The following is a 17876-nucleotide window of genomic DNA, read 5'->3' on the forward strand; positions in this document are numbered from 1 at the left end:
GGGGATCAAGGGGGATTCGCTCCCCCCTACTCGCCCGCTTTCTTCACCACGAACTCGCCCAGCACCTTCCCGCCGTCCTTCAGCGTGAACTCCACGGCGACCTTGCTGCCCGGCTTCAGCGCGGCGGAAGGCTGCATCAGCATCAGGTGCAGACCGCCCGGTTTGAGCACGGCCGAACCACCCGGCGCGATGCGCAGTTCCGGCATGGCGCGCATGCGGCTCACACCGTCGACCACGCGCGTTTCGTGCAGCGACACCTCGCCGAATGCCGCACTGCTCGCGCCGACGACGGTGACCGGCATGGCGCAGGGATTCTCGATGCGGCCGAAACCGGCCAGCATCGGCATCTGCATCGGTGGCATGCGCAGCCAGCCCTCGCGCACCTGCGGCACGCAGTCGGCGGCAGGAGCCACCGTCGAGGCCGCACACAGAAGTCCGATCAAACCCAGGCGAAGGCGGAGAGTGTTCATGGGCCTATGATACCGGCTGCCGCGTCGGCGCAGCCGTGCCGAGGCGGACATCATCAGCCCTCTTCATCGCCGCGACGCCGGCCACAGGACGTTTCCATGAGCCTTGTCGAAATCCACTCCGCTGACGGCATCGTCGAACTGAAACTGGCCCGTGCGCCGGTCAACGCGCTCAACCCGCAGCTGTGCAACGACCTGCGCCACGCGCTCGCGGGCGCTATCGAGGGCGGCGCGCAGGGCATCGTGCTCAGCGGCGGGACCAAGGTGTTTTCCGCCGGTCTCGATGTGCCCTACCTGCTTTCGCTGGGCAACGATCGCGCCGCGCTGATGCAGGCGTGGGAAGCGTTCTTCTCGGCTGCGCTGGCGCTGGCCGAATCGCCAGTGCCGGTGGTGGCCGCCATCGGGGGACATGCGCCAGCGGGTGGCTGCGTACTGGCGCTGTGCTGCGACTATCGCGTGATGGCACGCAGCGAGGATCCGTCCAAACCGTATCGCATCGGCCTCAACGAAACCCAGGTCGGGCTGGTGGTGCCGGTCGGCATCCTGCGCCTGATGCAGCGCGTGGTCGGTGTCTATCGCGCCGAGCGTCTGGTCGTCGCCGGCGACATGGTCGAAGCCGAACGCGCGGAGCGCATCGGCCTGGTCGATGAGCTGGTCGACGTCGAGGACGTCGCCTCGCGCGCGCGCGAATGGCTGACGCAGCTGCTCAGGCTGCCGCAATCGGTGATGCGCCAGACCCGCGCGATTGCACGTGCCGACGTGATCGCCGCGCTGCAGCCGGAAAACATCCAGCTGACGCGCTTCGTCGATGCATGGGGCGACCCGGCCACGCAGGCCGCCCTGCACGCACTGGTGGCACGACTGGGCAAGTAACCGCGCGCAGTCCGTCACTGAGTTGCGTTACTGCAGCCAGATCTCGACACGTTCGTTGCGGTAGCGCGCGGTGGGCGTTCCGGTCGCGGCCAGCGGTACCTGCGAACCGATGCCGCGCGCATGCGCCACGCTGAAGCCGCGTGCCATCAGCTCGTGCGCGACCAGATCGGCGCGATCGTTGCTCATCAGTGTCGCGGCCACGGCGCTGCCCGCGTTGGCATCTGCGAACCCGATCACCAGCACGCGCCTGCCGCGGTTGATGGGTAGCTGCAGGAAGGCCGTCAGGCGCTCGAGGTCGCGCACGGAGCGGCTGTCGTAGACGCTGCTGGCGATGCCGCTGTCGTTGGCACCGCTGAAGTTGAAGCGCAGGCTGACCGGCAGGCGCGTGGCATTGGCCACCAGCCCGCGATACTCGCGCGGACCGCTTGTGGACGCCGGCTTTGCGCCGGGTCGCATCGTCAGCGAGAGATGACCCGTCTGCGCGACGGCATCCTGGCCGCGCTTGCCCATCGCGTACAGCGCGAAGCTGCGACTGAGTGCGCCCATCATCTGGCTGCCGTACAGGTACAGCCGACGCGTGAGCGGATAGTCCTCGCTCTGCACCGCCAGGCGCGTCGGCGCCACCGCCCGACCACCGTCGGAGAGCGCCATCGGGCGCACGTTCGCACCCCACGGCTGGCGCAGCGTGACAAAGCCGATGCCTTGCGGATCGCGCGCGATGGCCTGCACCAGCGCGTTGCCGTCGACGTGAAGCTCTGCCGGCGCATAGGCATCGCCCTGCATCACGCGCTCGTCCATCATGTCGCGTGCGGAATTCGTGCCGCCAACCATGTGCAGGTGCACCGCACCGCGTCCGCCGACTTCGCGCCAGTCGCGCACCTGGCCCGCGAAGATGCGGCGCAACTGCGTCAGGCTCAGCTTCGCGATCGGATTATTGCGGTTGACGACCACCGCCACGCCATCGAGCGCCAGCGCGAACTCCTGGTCGTGCGAAGCCAGGTCGCCCAGTTGCCACCCGGCATCGAGTTCGGCCGCGTTCGGACGGCGCGTCATCATCGCGACTTGCGCGTTGCCGTCGACCAGATCCTGGAAGCCGTCGGCCGAGCTGCTCGCGGCGATCTCCACGATCAAAGGCAGGCCGTCGCGCTGCGCATGGATCTCGGTGACGTTGGGGCCGGGCTGCGCGCGCCGAATTCCCTCGTAGCCGATGTCCCGCAGCCATGCCTCGGCGACCGCGGGCACCAGCCGCGCAGCCATGGTCTGCGATCCATGGATACGGACGCGCTCGGCGTCCACCTGTGCCGATGCCAGGCACGGAACGGTCAGCAGGAGCGCGAGGACCCAGTTCGAAATACGTGCCATGCAGCACACCCCCAATGCGAAATCGCGCAAGGATCGGGGGCTTGGATGACGGTCAGGTTACGAAAGCGCGCTGTTCGTCATGCGCGCGGGCAATGGCCTTGCCCGGACAAGTCAGTCGCCACGCGCGATGGGGCGCGAGGGATCGTCGATCCATCCGCTCCACGAACCGGTGAACAACCGGCCTTTCAGCCCCGCATGTTCCAGCGCGAGCAGCAGGTGGCAGGCGGTGACGCCCGAGCCGCACATCGCCACCACGTCGGACGCGGAACGCCCCTGCAGCAGCGTCGTGAATTCCCGTGCCAGCTCGTCCGCCGGACGGAAGCGGCCATCGCGCATGTTCAACGCGTAGGGACGGTTGATCGCGCCCGGCACGTGGCCGGCCACACGATCGATGGGTTCGACCTCTCCGCGGAAACGTTCGGCGGCTCGCGCGTCCAGCAGTACGCCGCCGGCGTCCAGGTGCGCCTGCACCTGTTGGGCGTCGAGCAGGCGGCTCCAGTCGAAGGTCGCGGGATACGGCGGCGCTGGCGCCGCCAAGGGCACGTCGGCGTCGGTCGCCAGGCCAAGCGATTGCCAGCGTGTCAGGCCGCCGTCGAGCACGGCCACACGTTCGTGGCCCAGCATGCGCAGCATGCACCACATGCGCGCGGCAGCGAGCGCACCATCGCCCGCGTCGTAGACCACCACCTGGTGTCGCGGCGTCACGCCCCAGCGTGCGAGCGCGGCTGTGAAGTCGGCATCGTCGGGCCATGGGTGGCGGCCGGCGTGCGCCTTGCGGTGATCGGACAGTTCGCGATCCAGATGCGCATAGAACGCCCCCGGGATATGCGCCTTGCGCCATGCGGCCTCACCGGCTTCGGGTGCGGCCAGCGAATGACGCGTGTCGAACACGACCAGATCGTCGCGCCCCAGTGCGGCAGCCAGTTCCTCCGCCGACACCAGCGTGGTCCAGTGCATCGCGTTGTCGCTCATCGGATCGCCTCCAGGCGCTGGCGCAGGTTGAACAGCATCGAGGCGGTCGCGCCCCAGATGCGTTGCGCGGGATAGCGGTACTCGAACACCTGGCGGGGACGGCCGCGGTAATCGAGCGTGTGCGTGGCGAGGTTCGCCGGATCGAGCAGGAACGACAGCGGCACTTCGAACACGTCGGCAACCTCGTTCGGATCGGGCGTTGCGACGTAATCGGCCGCCAATACCGCGACGACGGGCTGCACGCGATAACCGGTGATGGTGGCCAGCGGATCCAGGTAGCCCAGCGGATGGATCAGCATCGAGGAGACGCCGATCTCCTCGTGCGTTTCGCGCATCGCCGCGGCCACCGCATCGGCATCGTCGAGCTCGATGCGGCCGCCGGGAAAGCTCACCTGGCCGGCATGCTGGCGCAGGGCATCGGTGCGGCGCGTCAGCACCACCTGCGTGCCGCCATCGCGCGGCACCAGTCCGACCAGCACGGCCGCTTGCACGGTCGCGGTATCCGCGGGCACCAGGTCGTGCAGTTCGTCGAGATTCCAGCCGGGTCCCTGCGGGGGTTCGGCCAGCGGATACAGCGCGTCGCGCAGGCGCGGCCAGTCCGGCAATCCGGGGTCGGCGCGGCCTGCGCTCACCGGCGTCGCGACTCGCGTTCGGGCAACACGGTTTCCATCATGCGCAGGCGTTCGTCGTCGTCCATGTACGGCCAGCGTGCGATCTCGGCGCTGGTCCGGTGGCAGCCGTCGCACAGGCCGTCGTCGTTGAGCGAGCAGACGCCGATGCAGGGGCTGAGGACGGCGCGGAACAGGGTATTCATCGAACGACAAACCTAAGGGGGGCGCCTGCGCGTTTCAACCGGTATCGGCTTGCGCATGCAGGTCTGAAGCGCGACGCGGGACAGGCGCCGCGGTTTCAGTGGTTTCGAATTTGCAAAAAACATCGGGCCGGCATGGCCGGCCCGACGGGTGAGGCGGTTTTGCTTGTGACCGGGCGTCGTGGACGCCTAGGCACTGGATCTCCGGCCTTCGCGGGGATAACGCAATGGCAGAGGCGCTCGCGCGATGCGCGAACCGTGAAGCTTGGAAAGGCACTGGATCCCCGCCTGCGCGGGGATAACGTTTTGGCAAAGCCGCTCGCGCGTAGCGCGAGCGGGGTGGAGCTTAAGACACTGGATCCCCGCTTTCGCGGGGATAACGCAATGGCACAGGCGCTCGCGCTATGCGCGAGCGCACCATTGCGTTACTTGACGCTGACCAGTTTGACTTCGAACTGGACAGCGACGTTCGGCGGGAACGGCGTGCGCGGGTCGGCACCGTAGGCCTTGTCCGGCGGCAGGGTGATTTCCCACTTCGAGCCGGCCGGCATCTGCAGCAGCGCTTCGCGCATCGCCGGCATCTCGATCTCGCTGACCTTGATCGACGGGATGTTCTGCGCCGGACGGGCCTGCTGCGGACGCTCGCCCCAGGCGTACGGACCGGCGACTTCAAGCTGCACGGTGTTGGCCTGGGTCGGCTTGGCACCGGTGCCGTTCTCGATGACGCGGTACTGCACGCCGCTCGGCAGCGCCTTCACGCCTGCCTTGGCCTTGTTGGCCGCGATGAACTGATCGCTCTTGGTCTTGTTCTCGGACGCGGCCTTGTCCCATGCGGCCTTGGCCTTCTGCTGCTGGCGCTGCTGCATGTTCTGCACCGCGGTGCGCAGCTGGTCGACCGGAACCGAGGGCTGCTTCTTGGCGTAGCCGTCCTGCAGGCCCTTGATGATGGTGTTCACATCGACCTGCTCACCGCTCTCGATGGCATTGCGCCCCAGGTCGTAACCGAGCGCATAGCTCAGCTTGCCCTGTTCGGTCGAAGTGTTCTGCGCGACGGCGTTGCCGGCGGTCAGTGCCAGGGCCGCCACGGCGGCAGCAATCAAACGCAACTTCATTCGGTGGAATCTCCGTGATGGATCGGGGCGGGACAACCGCTCCTGGAAAGGCCCGCACCGGTCGAATGGACCCGGATGGACGCGCTAGGATACCGGCGCCTGCGCTTAATCGCCACTGACGCCGACGGGCTCAGACACTGCGTCCGGCTTGAAGTTCCATGCCGCGAAGCGCCCTTGTTTTCCAGCATTTTCTTAACGTTTCCGGGGATCCTCCGCCCATGTCCGAATCGCCTGTCCTGACCGCCGACCGCGGCGCCGTACGTCTGGTCACCGTCAACCGTCCCGACAAGCTGAACGCGCTCAACGCGGCTACCCTGGACGCGCTGCGCGAGGCCTTCGAGGCCGCCGCGAGCGACCCGTCGGTCCGCTGCGTGGTCCTTACTGGTGCCGGCCCCAAGGCCTTCGTTGCCGGCGCGGACATTGCCGAGATGAACGGCCTGACACCGGTCCAGGGCCGCGATTTCTCGCTGCGCGGACAGGCGCTGATGCGCCGGATCGAGAAGATGCCCAAGCCGGTCATCGCGATGGTCAACGGCTTCGCGCTCGGCGGCGGGCTGGAACTGGCCATGGGCTGCCATCTGCGCATCGCGGCCGACACGGCCAAGGTCGGCCAGCCGGAAATCAACCTCGGCCTGATCCCCGGCTTCGGCGGCACGCAGCGCCTGCTGCGCCTGGCCGGTCGCGCGGCCACACTGGAACTGTGCCTGGTCGGCGCGCCGGTGGATGCCGCGCGGGCGCGCGAGTTGGGCATCGTCAACCGGGTCGTGCCTGCAGCGGACCTCGAGGCGGAAACGATGAAGCTCGCAGACCAGCTCGCCGCGTCGGCTCCGCTGGCGCTGCGCGGCGTGCTCGACTGCGTCAACGTCGGCGGCGAGTGCGGAATCGAGGAAGGATTGGAATACGAGACTGCGCAGTTCGGCCTGATGTTCTCCACGGAGGACATGCGCGAAGGCACCGGCGCATTCCTCGAACGACGCAAGCCCGTGTTCAAGGGCCAGTGATCGCGCCCGCGCCCGAGGCCTGCGTCTGCGGTTGCCGTGATGCACACGGCGACCGCGTGCATGCGATCGCGCATGCGCTGGCAACCGACGATCTGGACCGGGCGATCGACCTTGGCCTGCTGCTCGACCCTCCCCTCGCCTGCGGCAACTGCAGCGCGCAATGCACGCGGCTGATCCACGGCGCGCGCGAAACGCGGTTGTCCGCACTCGCCGCACGCGAACGCTTCCGCGCGCGCAATGCACGACTGGAACGTCGCGCGCGCGAACGTGCGGACCAGCGCGCGCCATCCACACCCGCGACACAGACCACCAGCGCGCCCGCGTTGCCGTCCGCCGCGGCCGCCGCACTTGCCCGCGCGCGCGCCAAGGCCGCGGCCCGCCACAAGCCATGACCGTCACGCCGAAGAAGAAAACTGTGCGCAAGCGCGCGCGGCGCGTCACCCGCCTGTCGCCGGCGGAAATCGAAACCATGTTCGCCCGGCTCAAGTCGCTCAACCCCAAGCCGACGACCGAGCTGGAATTCAGCACGCCGTACGAATTGCTGGTCGCGGTGACGCTGTCCGCGCAGGCCACCGACGTCGGCGTCAACAAGGCCACGCGCAAGCTGTTTCCCGTGGCCAACACGCCGCAGGCCATCGCCCGGCTGGGCGTCGAGGGACTCAAGCCGTACATCTCGACCATCGGCCTGTACAACACCAAGGCGGCCAATGTGGTCGCGATGGCGCAGCAGCTGATCGAGCTCCACGGCGGCGAGGTCCCGCGCGACCGCGACGCACTCGAGGCGCTGCCCGGAGTGGGCCGCAAGACCGCCAATGTTGTGCTCAACACCGCCTTCGGCGAGCCGACCATGGCAGTGGACACCCACATCTTCCGGGTCGCGAACCGGACCGGCCTGGCCCCGGGCAGGAACGTGCGCGAGGTCGAGGATGGCCTGGTGAAGGTGGTGCCTCCGGCCTACCTGCACGATGCCCACCACTGGCTGATCCTGCATGGCCGATACGTGTGCAAGGCGCGCAGGCCGGACTGCCCGCACTGCGCGATCCGCGACATCTGCCGCTTTCCCGACAAGACGCTCGGCGAGCCCGAACCGCTGGCCACCTGACGCTGGCGGACGCCCCAAAGCCGCAGTCAGCCCTGGTCATCTGAACGTCATCCCGGCGAAATAAGTCAGGACTGTCACATTTACGCAACTTTCACACCCTAGCCTGCGCAGCGTTCTCTCCAACGCCTCCAAGGGCTACGTCCATGAAACTGTCCCGCAGCACCCTGTCCGTCGCGCTGCTCGCCGCCCTCGTCGCGCCGGCCGCGCATGCCGAAATCACCCTCGACGTGATCGGCGGTTCGGAAGTCTCCTTTGAAGGCCTGGTCCAGGCCGACTTCTACAAGTTCGACAGCGACACCATCGACTACGGCGCGGACTCCTCGTCCGACCTGGACGGTGACGACTACCTGAACGAGCTGCGCCGCGCCGAGCTGGTGCTCAAGGGCAAGGGCCCGGGCAACATCGAGTGGGTGCTGGGTTACGACGCCAAGGACGACAAGTTCCTGGACGCGAACGTCAAGTACAAGTTCGGCAACAACGCCAACCACTTCATCCAGGTCGGCCAGTACAAGCAGCCGGGTGCGACGATGGAAGAGCTGTCGTCGACAAAGAACAACGACTTCATCTCCAAGTCGTCGATCACCAACTCGATCGGTACCGCCCGCCGCCTCGGCGCGCAGTACAACATCGGCGATGCCAACTGGGGCGTGACCGCCAGCTACTTCGGTCGCGAACTCACCCGCAACCGCGAGCATGGCAGCGGCTACGGCGTGCGCGGTTACTTTGCGCCGATCAACGAGCAGGGCAACGTCCTGCACCTGGGCGTGTCGTACACCGACAAGGACACCGACGGCGACGTCATCCGCCTGCGCGCCCGTCCGATGGCCGACATGGTGCCGACCCGCTTCGTCGACACCGGCAGCAGCGGCCTGCGCGCCAGCGATCGCAACAGCGTGATCGGCGTCGAGGGCCTGTGGGTCACTGGCCCGGTCAAGGTGCAGGCCGAGTACATGAGCACCGACGTCAAGCGCTACGGCAGCTTCGACGACTTCACCGGCGACGGCTACTACATCTCCGGCCTGTGGAACGTCACCGGCGAGACCTGGGGTTACAAGAGCGGCGTGCCGACCACCGGCCTGCCGGACAACCCCTCCGTCGGCCTGTGGCAGCTGGGCCTGCGCTACGACACGATCGACCTGACCGACGGCGCTGTGGTCGGCGGCGAGATGGACAGCTGGACCGCCGGCGTGAACTGGTACTGGCGCTCCAACTTCAAGTTCATGCTGAACTACGTTGCGGTGAAGCAGGAGAAGGGCGTGCTCAACGACGACCCGAACATCCTGGAAGCCCGCATGCAGTTCTTCTGGTAATTCCTCTCCAGTTACCCCGTCCTCCTGGAACACTTCAGGGCGCGGCTCATCGCCGCGCCTTTTTTTGTTGCGCGACGTCATCGTTGAGGGGAACAGCGTTCATGGCACATGTCACGACACTGAAATGTTCATGACGCCCGGCTGTCATCGAACCGTTATGCAATGCACACCGAACGGGCCAAGGCCCGTCCGTACCTCTACAGGGAGCCCATCCGTGTTCAAGTCCATCAAGTTCCGTCTGGCAGCGCTGGCTGTTGCGACGACCTTCGCCGCCAACGCCTTCGCCGCCGACGTCACCGGCGCCGGTGCGTCCTTCGTCTATCCCGTGATGTCCAAGTGGTCGGCCGACTACGCCAAGGCTTCGGGAAAGAAGGTCAACTACCAGTCGATCGGCTCGGGTGGCGGCATCGCCCAGATCAAGGCCGGCACGGTCGATTTCGGTTCGTCCGACGCCCCGCTGAAGCCGGAAGAGCTGGCCCAGGCCGGCCTGGCGCAGTTCCCGTCGGTCATCGGCGGCGTGGTGCCGGTGATCAACGTCCCGGGCGTGGCCTCGGGCGCGCTGAAGCTGGACGGCGAGACGCTGGCCAACATCTTCCTCGGCAAGATCACCAAGTGGAACGACCCGGCCATCGTCGCGCTCAACGGCGGCGTGCAGCTGCCCGACCGCAAGATCACCGTCGTGCACCGCTCGGATGGTTCGGGCACCACCTTCAACTTCGTCAACTACCTGTCCAAGGTCAGCCCGGAGTGGAAGACCAAGGTCGGCGAAGGCACCTCGGTCAAGTGGCCAGTGGGCATCGGTGGCAAGGGCAACGAGGGCGTGGCGGCCTACGTGAAGCAGATCCAGGGCGGCATCGGCTACGTCGAGCTGTCGTACGCGCTGCAGAACAAGATGGCCTACTCGCGCATGAAGAACGCCGAAGGCAACTTCGTGCTGCCGTCGGACGAGACCTTCCAGGCCGCCGCCGCCAACGCGCAGTGGGGTTCGGCCAAGGACTTCTACCTGGTCATGACCAATGCGCCGGGCGCCAACTCCTGGCCGATCACCGCCACCAACTTCATCCTGATGTACAAGCAGCCGAAGAACGCCGCCGGCGCCAAGAACGCCAAGGAATTCTTCCGCTGGGTCTACTCCAACGGCGACGCCCAGGCCAAGGCGCTGGACTACGTGCCGCTGCCGGACGCGCTGGTGCAGCAGATCGAGACCTACTGGTCGGCGAACATGAACTACTGAGCCTGCGGCTCGGATGCGACGGAAGACGGGCCTTCGGGCCCGTTTTTCGTTGCGGGCGGCTGAACGCGGACCGGCAGCAGCGACGTCAGCGCTGCACTACAGAAATGTGACGGTTCAGTGTCATCCGGGTGTAACAAAAAGATCATCAAATGGCGCAGCCCGGGCACGCGCCCGGATCCCATCCCAATACCGGAGTTGCGCATGACCCCGTCGGTTCGCACCGCCACCCTGGCGATTGCCGTTGCCCTGACCCTGGCCGCCTGCAGCAAGCCTGCCGGCGACACCGCGCAGGCACCCGCCGAAGGTGCGTCGTCCACGGCACCCGCCGGTTCCGGCGACAAGGTCGCCGCGCAGATCACCGGCGCTGGCGCGACCTTCATCTATCCGCTGATCTCCAAGTGGTCCGACGACTACAACAAGGCCACCGGCGCGAAGGTCAACTACCAGTCCATCGGTTCCGGCGGCGGCATCGCGCAGATCAAGGCCGGCACGGTGGACTTCGGTTCGTCCGACAAGCCGCTGTCGAGCGAAGAGCTCGCACAGGCCGGCCTCGGCCAGTTCCCCTCGGCCATCGGCGGCGTAGTGCCGGTCGTCAATGTCGAAGGCATCGAGGCGGGCAAGCTGCGCCTGACCGGCGCGCTGCTGGCCGACATCTTCATGGGCAAGGTGACCACCTGGAACGACCCGGCCATCGCCGCGGCCAATCCGGGCGTAACGCTGCCCTCGACCAAGATCAACATCGTGCGCCGCTCCGACGGCTCGGGCACCACGTTCAACTTCACCAACTACCTGTCGAAGGTCAACCCGGAGTGGAAGACCAAGGTCGGCGAAGGCACCTCGGTGCAGTGGCCGGGCGGCGTGGGCGGCAAGGGCAACGAAGGTGTCGCCTCGTACGTAAAGCAGATCAAGGGTTCCATCGGCTACGTCGAGCTGGCCTACGCGCTGCAGAACAAGATGGCCTACGCCACGCTGCAGAACGCGGCGGGCAACTGGGTGCAGCCGAGCGCGGAGAGCTTCCAGGCGGCCGCCGCGGGCGCCGACTGGACGAGCGCGAAGGACTTCAACCTGGTCATCACCAACGCGCCGGGCGCCGATGCGTGGCCGATCACCGCCACCAACTTCATCCTGATGCACAAGCAGCCCAAAGACGCCAAGCGCAGCGCCGACACGCGCGCCTTCTTCAAGTGGGCGTTCGAGAACGGCCAGCAGCAGGCACAGGCGCTGGACTACGTGCCGCTGCCGCCGGCGCTGGTGCAGCAGGTCGAGTCGTACTGGGCGGCTGAGTTCAAGTGACGCAGCGGCGCGATCGCAAAACGCGCGATCGCCTTTGCCAATCGTCATCCCCGCGCAGGCGGGGATCCAACCATCCGATCGATTCTGCCTTCCGGAGAGTTCGATGACCTGACGATTGGATTCCCGCCTTCGCGGGAACGACAGCTCAACAAAACGCGACGCGACATTCATCACCACCCAACGCAGCCGTCACCGTCTTCCCGCGAATGCGGAGTCCATGAACGAACAAACCCGATCGCCTCCCTCTCTCCCAGCGATCAGGCCCGACGTCCATGGATTCCCGCTTTCGCGGGAATGACGAACGCAATGACCCCGCCTCGCGGCGACGCACCCAAGCTCGGAACCGGCCAAAAGACGCCCACCGGATGAACGCCACTTCCCTACCCGCCACGGCCGTACCGGAGTCGCGCGACCACAAGGACGCGCGCAACGACAAGCTGTTCCGCTACGTACTCACCGGCACCGTGATCTTCGTGCTGGTGGCGCTGGCCAGCGCCGCGCTGTCCATGCTGTGGGGCGGCCGACACGTACTGGCCATCGAAGGCCTGGACTTCTTCTTCACCGCGCAGTGGAACCCGGTGGAGAACCAGTACGGCGCGCTGGTGCCGATCTACGGCACCGTGGTGACGGCGTTGATCGCGATGGTGATCGCGGTGCCCGTCAGCTTCGGCATCGCGTTCTTCCTGACCGAGGTCGCACCGCGCTGGGCGCGCGGTCCGATCGGCACCGCCATCGAACTGCTCGCCGGCATCCCGTCGATCATCTACGGCATGTGGGGTCTGTTCGTGCTGGTGCCGGTGATGACCGAATACGTCACGCCATGGCTCAACGACCACGTCGGCACTTGGCCGGTCATCGGCCCGCTGTTCCAGGGCCCGCCGCTGGGCATCGGCATGCTCACCGCCGGCATCGTGCTGGCGATCATGGTGATCCCGTTCATCTCCTCGGTGATGCGCGAGGTGTTCCTCACGGTGCCTACGCGCCTGAAGGAATCGGCCTACGCGCTGGGCTCGACCAAGTGGGAGGTCAGCTGGGACATCGTGCTGCCGTACACCCGCTCGGCGGTGATCGGCGGCATCTTCCTCGGGCTGGGCCGCGCGCTGGGCGAGACGATGGCCGTGGCGTTCGTCATCGGCAACAGCGTCAACTTCTCCGCGTCGCTGCTCGAACCTGGCACGACCATCGCCGCGCTGATCGCCAACGACTTCGGCGAAGCCACCGAAACCTATCGCTCCGCGCTGCTGCTGCTCGGCTTCGTGCTGTTCATCGTGACCTTCGTGGTGCTGGCGGTCGCGCGGCTGATGCTGATGCAGCTTTCGCGCAAGGAGGGCAACTGATGGCCGTTACCGCACGCGAACTCAAGATCGCCGACGCGCTGTACCGCAAGCGTCGCATCGTCAATGCCGTGTCGATCGTGCTGGCCGTCGGTGCCGCACTCTTCGGCCTGTTCTTCCTCGGCTGGATCCTGTGGACGCTGATCGCCAAGGGCATCGGCGGCGTCAACTGGGCGCTGTTCACCCAGAACACGCCGCCGCCGATGCAGGAAGGCGGCCTGATGAACGCCTTCTTCGGCAGCGCCGTGATGTGCCTCATCGCCATCCTGATCGGCACGCCGCTGGGCATTGCCGCCGGCACGTGGCTGGCCGAATACGGCAACGCGCGCAAGATCGGCACCGTGGTGCGCTTCGTCAACGACATCCTGCTGTCGGCACCGTCCATCGTGCTGGGCCTGTTCGTCTACACGCTGGTGGTGATGCAGACCGGCGGCAACTTCTCGGCGCTGGCCGGCGCGATCTCGCTGGCCTTCATCGTGCTGCCGGTGGTGGTGCGCACGACCGACGAGATGCTGCGACTGGTGCCGGCGCAGATGCGCGAGGCGGCGCTGTCGCTGGGCGTGCCGCAGTGGAAGGTGATCATGCAGGTGCTGTACCGCAGCGCTTCGGCCGGCATCGTCACCGGCGTGCTGCTGGCGCTGGCCCGCATCTCCGGCGAAACCGCGCCGCTGCTGTTCACCGCCTTCGGCAACCAGTACTGGAACATGAACGTGCTGCAGCCGATGGCCAGCGTGCCGGTGGTGATGAACCAGTTCGCCGGCAGCCCGTACGAGTCCTGGCAGGTGCTGGCGTGGGCCGGCGCGCTGGTGCTCACCGTATTCGTCCTGCTCATCAGCCTGGTGGCCCGCGCCATCGTGCTGCGCAACAGGATCAGCCATGACTGACCTCTCCCAACCGAACATCCCGCGGACCACGGCCATGAACGACGCCCGCCTCGCCCTCGCCACTCCCGAGCGTAGCGGCGCCCCTGCAGAAGCGGCGCCGGTGAAGCTCGCCGCGCGCGGGCTGAACTTCTACTACGACAAGTTCCACGCGCTGAAGGACATCCACCTGGAAATTCCCGAGAAGCGCGTCACCGCGCTGATCGGCCCGTCCGGTTGCGGCAAGTCCACCCTGCTGCGCATCTTCAACCGCATCTACGCGCTGTATCCGAAGCTGGAAGCACGCGGCGAGGTGCTGCTGGACGGCGAGAACATCCTCGACGCGCGCTATCCGATGAACCGCCTGCGCAGCAAGGTGGGCATGGTGTTCCAGAAGCCGGTGCCGTTCCCGATGACGATCTACGAGAACGTCGCCTACGGCATCCGCCACCACGAGAAGCTGTCCAAGTCCGAGATGGACGCCCGCGTCGAGCACGCGCTGCGCCAGGGCGCGCTGTGGGACGAGGTGAAGGACAAGCTGGGCCAGAGCGCGCTGGGCCTGTCCGGCGGCCAGCAGCAGCGCTTGTGCATCGCGCGCGCGGTCGCGCTGCGCCCGGACGTTCTGCTGCTGGACGAGCCGACGTCCGCGCTCGACCCCATCTCCACCAGCCGCATCGAGCAGCTGGTCGAGGAGCTGAAGAAGGACTACACCATCGTCATCGTCACCCACAACATGCAGCAGGCCGCGCGAGTCTCCGACTTCACGGCCTTCATGTACCTGGGCGACCTGATCGAGCACAACACGACGGAAACGATCTTCTCGAATCCGACGAAGCAGCAGACCGAGGATTACATCACCGGTAGGTTCGGGTGAGGCAGGCCGCCTGCGCGGCACTGCCGCGCCGGCCTGCCGAACGACCGGCCATGGATGGCCGGGCCGGGCGACCCGAAGCCGACCACGTTACGCCACGGATGGCATCGACGTTTTCCTTGAACACACCACCCATGAGCACCCCAATGCACGACCACATCGTCAAGAGCTACGACGACGAGCAGCGCCGGCTGCTCAACGAGACCCTGCGCATGGGCGAGATGGCCGCATCGCAGCTGGAGGCCGCGCTCGACGTGGTCCAGCGCCGCGACGACAAGGCCGCCGAGCGCATCATCGCCAACGACGAGGCGATCGACGCGCTGGAGCAGGAGGTCAGCCACGACGTGATGAAGCTGGCGCTGCGCGGGCCGATGGCGCGCGACCTGCGCGAGATCCTCGCCGCGATCCGCATCGCCTCGGACATCGAGCGCATCGGCGACTACGCGGCCAACGTCGCCAAGCGTTCGACCGCGCTGAACCTGTCGCCGCCGCTGCCGCATGTGAGTGGGCTGCATGCCATCGGCACGCTGGCGGTGCAGCAGCTGCGCGATGTGCTGGTCGCCTACCGCGACAACAATGTCGAGCTGGCCCAGCGCGTGCGCGCCCGCGACGCCGACCTGGACGTGGCGTACACCGCGCTGTTCCGCGAACTGCTCACCTACATGATGGAAGACGCGCGGGCCATCACGCCCTGCACGCACCTGCTGTTCATGGCCAAGAACATCGAGCGCATCGGCGACCACGCCACCAACATCGCCGAGAATGTCTGGTTCCTGGTCAAGGGTGAGGAAGCCCTGCCGCCGCGCGAGAAGCGCGACAGCAGCAGCACCACGGCCGCGCCCTGACGCTGCCCAAAACGCTGAACCGGTTTTGAATCCGGTACAAATGGCGCGCCATTCGGCGCGCCTTTTCGTTTTGCACGGCCTTTCCACGACTCATGGCCTATGCATTCGGCCGCCCGATTGCGCACAGTCGGCGCTGGAGAATGCGCGCTGGAAACGCTTACGCAGGCCAAGCCTGCTGCACCGCGTCATCGCACACGCGATGGCGACAGCATCACCACTTCACCGCGCGCTAGCTTTTCTCCTGTCATCGTTCCCCGGCCCTTGCAGGGCCACCATCCCGCGGGGCGAGCCCCGCTTCGCGCAACAGGAGTCCACGACATGTCGAACAGCAACAGCAAGACCAGCAAGTCCGTCGTCCTCATCGCCGGTGCCGCCCTGGCCGGTGGACTCGCCCTCTCGGGCTCGGCCTTCGCGATGACCGACCTCGCCTCCGGCTACATGCTCAGCGCGGGCGAAGGCGCCAAGGCCGGCGAAGGCAAGTGCGGCGTGGAAAAGATGGACACCGACAAGGACGGCCGCGTCTCGCAGGCGGAATTCGGCGCCGCGCACAAGGGCGACACCAGCAAGTTCGCCGCGCACGACACCAACCAGGACGGCTTCCTTTCGGCCGACGAACTGAAGGCCAAGAAGGACGCGAAGAAGGGCGACATGGAAGGCAAGTGCGGCGAAGGCAAGTGCGGCGGCATGGCTTGATGCGGATCCCTTGCAGAAGCCCGCACATCCGCGTGCGGACGCTGCAGGAAGTGCATGTCCCTGCCTGACGCTTCCGTCGGCCTCGGCCTGCGGCGGGCCCTCCTGGGTCCGCTGCAGGCTGCTGCACCCGGCGATTTCGACTTCCTCGAATGCGCACCGGAAAACTGGATCGGTGTCGGTGGCAAGCTCGGCGAATCGCTCGATGAGCTGACGGCGCGCCATCCCCTCACCTGCCACGGCCTGTCGCTGTCGCTGGGCGGCTTCGCGCCGCTCGACGAGACCTTCCTGGTGCGCGTACGGCGCTTCCTCGATCGCCATCGCGTCGTCCTCTACAGCGAGCATCTGAGCTACTGCAGCGATGACGGTCATCTGTACGACCTGCTGCCGCTTCCCTTCACCGACGAGGCCGTGCATCACGTCGCCGCGCGCATCCGGCAGACGCAGGACGTCGTCGGTCGCCGCATCGCGGTGGAGAACGTCTCCTACTACGCGACGATGCCGGTGGATGCGGGCCAGCAACCGCTCGACGAGGCCGCTTTTATCAACGCGGTACTGGCAGAAGCGGACTGCGACCTGCTGCTGGACGTCAACAACGTGTACGTCAACGCGATCAACCATCGCTACGACCCGCATGCGTTCCTCGCCGCGATGCCGGCCGAACGCATCGCCTGCATCCACGTCGCCGGCCATTACGACGAAGCCGACGACCTGAAGGTCGACACCCACGGCGCCGCCGTGAAGGACGCGGTATGGGACCTGCTCGGCGAGGCGTACCGCCGCTTCGGTGCACGCCCCACCCTGCTCGAACGCGACTTCAACATCCCGCCGTATGCGGAACTGCTGGGCGAACTGGATACGGTGCGCCGCGTGCTGCGCGACAACGCGACGCCGGAAGGACGGCATGCGCACGCCTGAGGCACCGCAACGCCTGCGCGCGCAGCAGTCCGCGCTCACACGACACCTCCGCGACCCGCGGCACCAGCCGGCGCCGGACGGTATCGAGGAGCGGCGCCTTTCGGTCTATCGCGACCTGCTGTTCAACAACGTCGAAAGCCTGCTGGCCGGCAATTTTCCAGTGATACGGCAACTGCTCGACGGCGAGCCATGGCAGGCGCTGGTCCGCGAGTTCTTCCGCGACCACCGCTGCCAGACGCCGCTGTTTCCGGAAATAGGCCGCGAGTTCCTGCGCTTCCTGGAAGCACGCGAACCGAACGATCCGCCCTTCCTGTCCGAACTGGCGCATTACGAGTGGGTGGAGCTGGCGCTGCAGATCAGCGATGCCGAACTGCCCGCCCACGATGCGCAAGGCGATCTGCTCGACGGCATGCCGGTACTGTCGCCGCTCGCCTGGCCGCTGGCCTATGCATGGCCGGTGCACCGCATCGGTCCGGATCATCGGCCTGACTCTCCGCCGGCCGAGCCCACGCTGTTGCTGGTGCGGCGCGGCCCCGACGGCGAGGTTCGGTTCTCGCAGTTGAGTCCGCTTGCGTTCCGGCTGCTGCAGCGGCTCGACGCCGCGCCCACGCTGAGCGGGCGCGCGCAGCTGGAGGCGCTGGCAGCGGAAGCCGGGCACGCGGATGTCGACGCCTTCGTCGAACAGGGCGCGGCGTTGCTGAAGCAGATGCATGGCGCTGGCGTGGTGCTGGGGGCGCGTTGCGCTTCATAGCCAGTTCCGGCCACGGTGCGGCCCATATCTTCGTGGCCTAGGGCTCGTCGGAAGGCCTGATGCGCTGACG

Annotated in this window: 18 protein-coding genes and 1 pseudogene; 14 read left to right on the plus strand and 5 right to left on the minus strand. The window is 66.9% G+C overall.

The genetic code is table 11. The features are described from left to right. Positions 1–26: 26 nt before the first annotated feature. Positions 27–470, minus strand: a complete 444-nt coding sequence (locus VFE83_RS16110) for a copper chaperone PCu(A)C (RefSeq protein WP_324908002.1) — start codon at positions 468–470, stop codon at positions 27–29. A 96-nt stretch (positions 471–566) separates the two neighbouring features. Here VFE83_RS16110 and VFE83_RS16115 point away from each other — a divergent pair, with 96 nt between their 5' ends. Continuing rightward, entirely contained in the window at positions 567–1340 is a 774-nt protein-coding gene (locus VFE83_RS16115; protein ID WP_324908004.1) for an enoyl-CoA hydratase/isomerase family protein, read from the plus strand. A gap of 27 nt (positions 1341–1367) precedes the next feature. Here VFE83_RS16115 and VFE83_RS16120 read toward each other — a convergent pair whose 3' ends face one another. The 4 genes and pseudogenes from VFE83_RS16120 to VFE83_RS16135 form a co-directional block, all read right to left on the minus strand. Beyond that, positions 1368–2702 carry a substrate-binding domain-containing protein gene (locus VFE83_RS16120; RefSeq protein ID WP_324908006.1) on the minus strand — a complete coding sequence of 445 codons (1335 nt, stop codon included), beginning with the start codon at positions 2700–2702 and terminating at the stop codon, positions 1368–1370. Between the two features lie 111 nt (positions 2703–2813). Then, on the minus strand, positions 2814–3674 hold the full coding sequence (locus VFE83_RS16125; protein WP_324908008.1) for a sulfurtransferase: 861 nt from the start codon (positions 3672–3674) through the stop codon (positions 2814–2816). Beyond that, positions 3671–4488: pseudogene (locus VFE83_RS16130) on the minus strand (CoA pyrophosphatase). The gene VFE83_RS16125 and the pseudogene VFE83_RS16130 overlap by 4 nt, the downstream one beginning before the upstream one ends. A 422-nt stretch (positions 4489–4910) precedes the next feature. After that, complete coding sequence (locus VFE83_RS16135; protein ID WP_324908010.1) at positions 4911–5597, minus strand: FKBP-type peptidyl-prolyl cis-trans isomerase N-terminal domain-containing protein; 687 nt, start codon at positions 5595–5597, stop codon at positions 4911–4913. A gap of 218 nt (positions 5598–5815) precedes the next feature. Between VFE83_RS16135 and VFE83_RS16140 the strand changes: the two genes are divergently transcribed. The 13 genes from VFE83_RS16140 (at position 5816) to VFE83_RS16200 (ending at position 17806) form a co-directional block, all read left to right on the plus strand. After that, the gene (locus tag VFE83_RS16140; protein WP_324908012.1) at positions 5816–6598 is read left to right on the plus strand and encodes an enoyl-CoA hydratase/isomerase family protein; all 783 of its coding nucleotides are present in this window, start codon (positions 5816–5818) and stop codon (positions 6596–6598) included. 56 nt (positions 6599–6654) lie between these two features. After that, positions 6655–6990 carry a hypothetical protein gene (locus tag VFE83_RS16145; protein WP_324908014.1) on the plus strand — a complete coding sequence of 112 codons (336 nt, stop codon included), beginning with the start codon at positions 6655–6657 and terminating at the stop codon, positions 6988–6990. Next, positions 6987–7700 carry an endonuclease III gene (gene nth / locus VFE83_RS16150; protein WP_324908016.1) on the plus strand — a complete coding sequence of 238 codons (714 nt, stop codon included), beginning with the start codon at positions 6987–6989 and terminating at the stop codon, positions 7698–7700. Before VFE83_RS16145 ends, nth begins: the two co-directional genes overlap by 4 nt. A 143-nt stretch (positions 7701–7843) precedes the next feature. Next, positions 7844–9010, plus strand: coding sequence for an OprO/OprP family phosphate-selective porin (locus VFE83_RS16155; RefSeq protein WP_324908018.1), 1167 nt, complete (start codon positions 7844–7846; stop codon positions 9008–9010). A gap of 214 nt (positions 9011–9224) precedes the next feature. Beyond that, the gene (gene pstS / locus VFE83_RS16160) at positions 9225–10244 is read left to right on the plus strand and encodes a phosphate ABC transporter substrate-binding protein PstS (RefSeq protein ID WP_414674771.1); all 1020 of its coding nucleotides are present in this window, start codon (positions 9225–9227) and stop codon (positions 10242–10244) included. A gap of 201 nt (positions 10245–10445) precedes the next feature. Further along, positions 10446–11537 carry a phosphate ABC transporter substrate-binding protein PstS gene (gene pstS, locus VFE83_RS16165; protein WP_414674772.1) on the plus strand — a complete coding sequence of 364 codons (1092 nt, stop codon included), beginning with the start codon at positions 10446–10448 and terminating at the stop codon, positions 11535–11537. Between the two features lie 365 nt (positions 11538–11902). Continuing rightward, entirely contained in the window at positions 11903–12874 is a 972-nt protein-coding gene (pstC, locus tag VFE83_RS16170) for a phosphate ABC transporter permease subunit PstC (RefSeq protein WP_324908024.1), read from the plus strand. Beyond that, entirely contained in the window at positions 12874–13755 is an 882-nt protein-coding gene (pstA, locus tag VFE83_RS16175; RefSeq protein WP_324908026.1) for a phosphate ABC transporter permease PstA, read from the plus strand. Before pstC ends, pstA begins: the two co-directional genes overlap by 1 nt. Before the next feature lie 34 nt (positions 13756–13789). Continuing rightward, positions 13790–14605 (plus strand): phosphate ABC transporter ATP-binding protein PstB, encoded by an 816-nt coding sequence (pstB, locus tag VFE83_RS16180; RefSeq protein WP_324908028.1) that lies wholly within the window; start codon positions 13790–13792, stop codon positions 14603–14605. A gap of 131 nt (positions 14606–14736) precedes the next feature. Beyond that, a complete protein-coding gene (gene phoU / locus VFE83_RS16185) occupies positions 14737–15447 on the plus strand; it encodes a phosphate signaling complex protein PhoU (RefSeq protein ID WP_324908030.1) in 711 nt (236 codons plus the stop codon). 318 nt (positions 15448–15765) lie between these two features. Further along, on the plus strand, positions 15766–16140 hold the full coding sequence (locus VFE83_RS16190; protein ID WP_324908032.1) for a hypothetical protein: 375 nt from the start codon (positions 15766–15768) through the stop codon (positions 16138–16140). 54 nt (positions 16141–16194) lie between these two features. Further along, a complete protein-coding gene (locus tag VFE83_RS16195) occupies positions 16195–17055 on the plus strand; it encodes a DUF692 domain-containing protein (RefSeq protein WP_324908034.1) in 861 nt (286 codons plus the stop codon). Next, positions 17042–17806, plus strand: a complete 765-nt coding sequence (locus tag VFE83_RS16200) for a DNA-binding domain-containing protein (RefSeq protein WP_324908036.1) — start codon at positions 17042–17044, stop codon at positions 17804–17806. The genes VFE83_RS16195 and VFE83_RS16200 overlap by 14 nt, the downstream gene beginning before the upstream one ends. Positions 17807–17876: the final 70 nt, after the last annotated feature.

The organism is Lysobacter sp. (genome assembly GCF_035655815.1).
Taxonomy (GTDB): Bacteria; Pseudomonadota; Gammaproteobacteria; order Xanthomonadales; family Xanthomonadaceae; genus Lysobacter_J.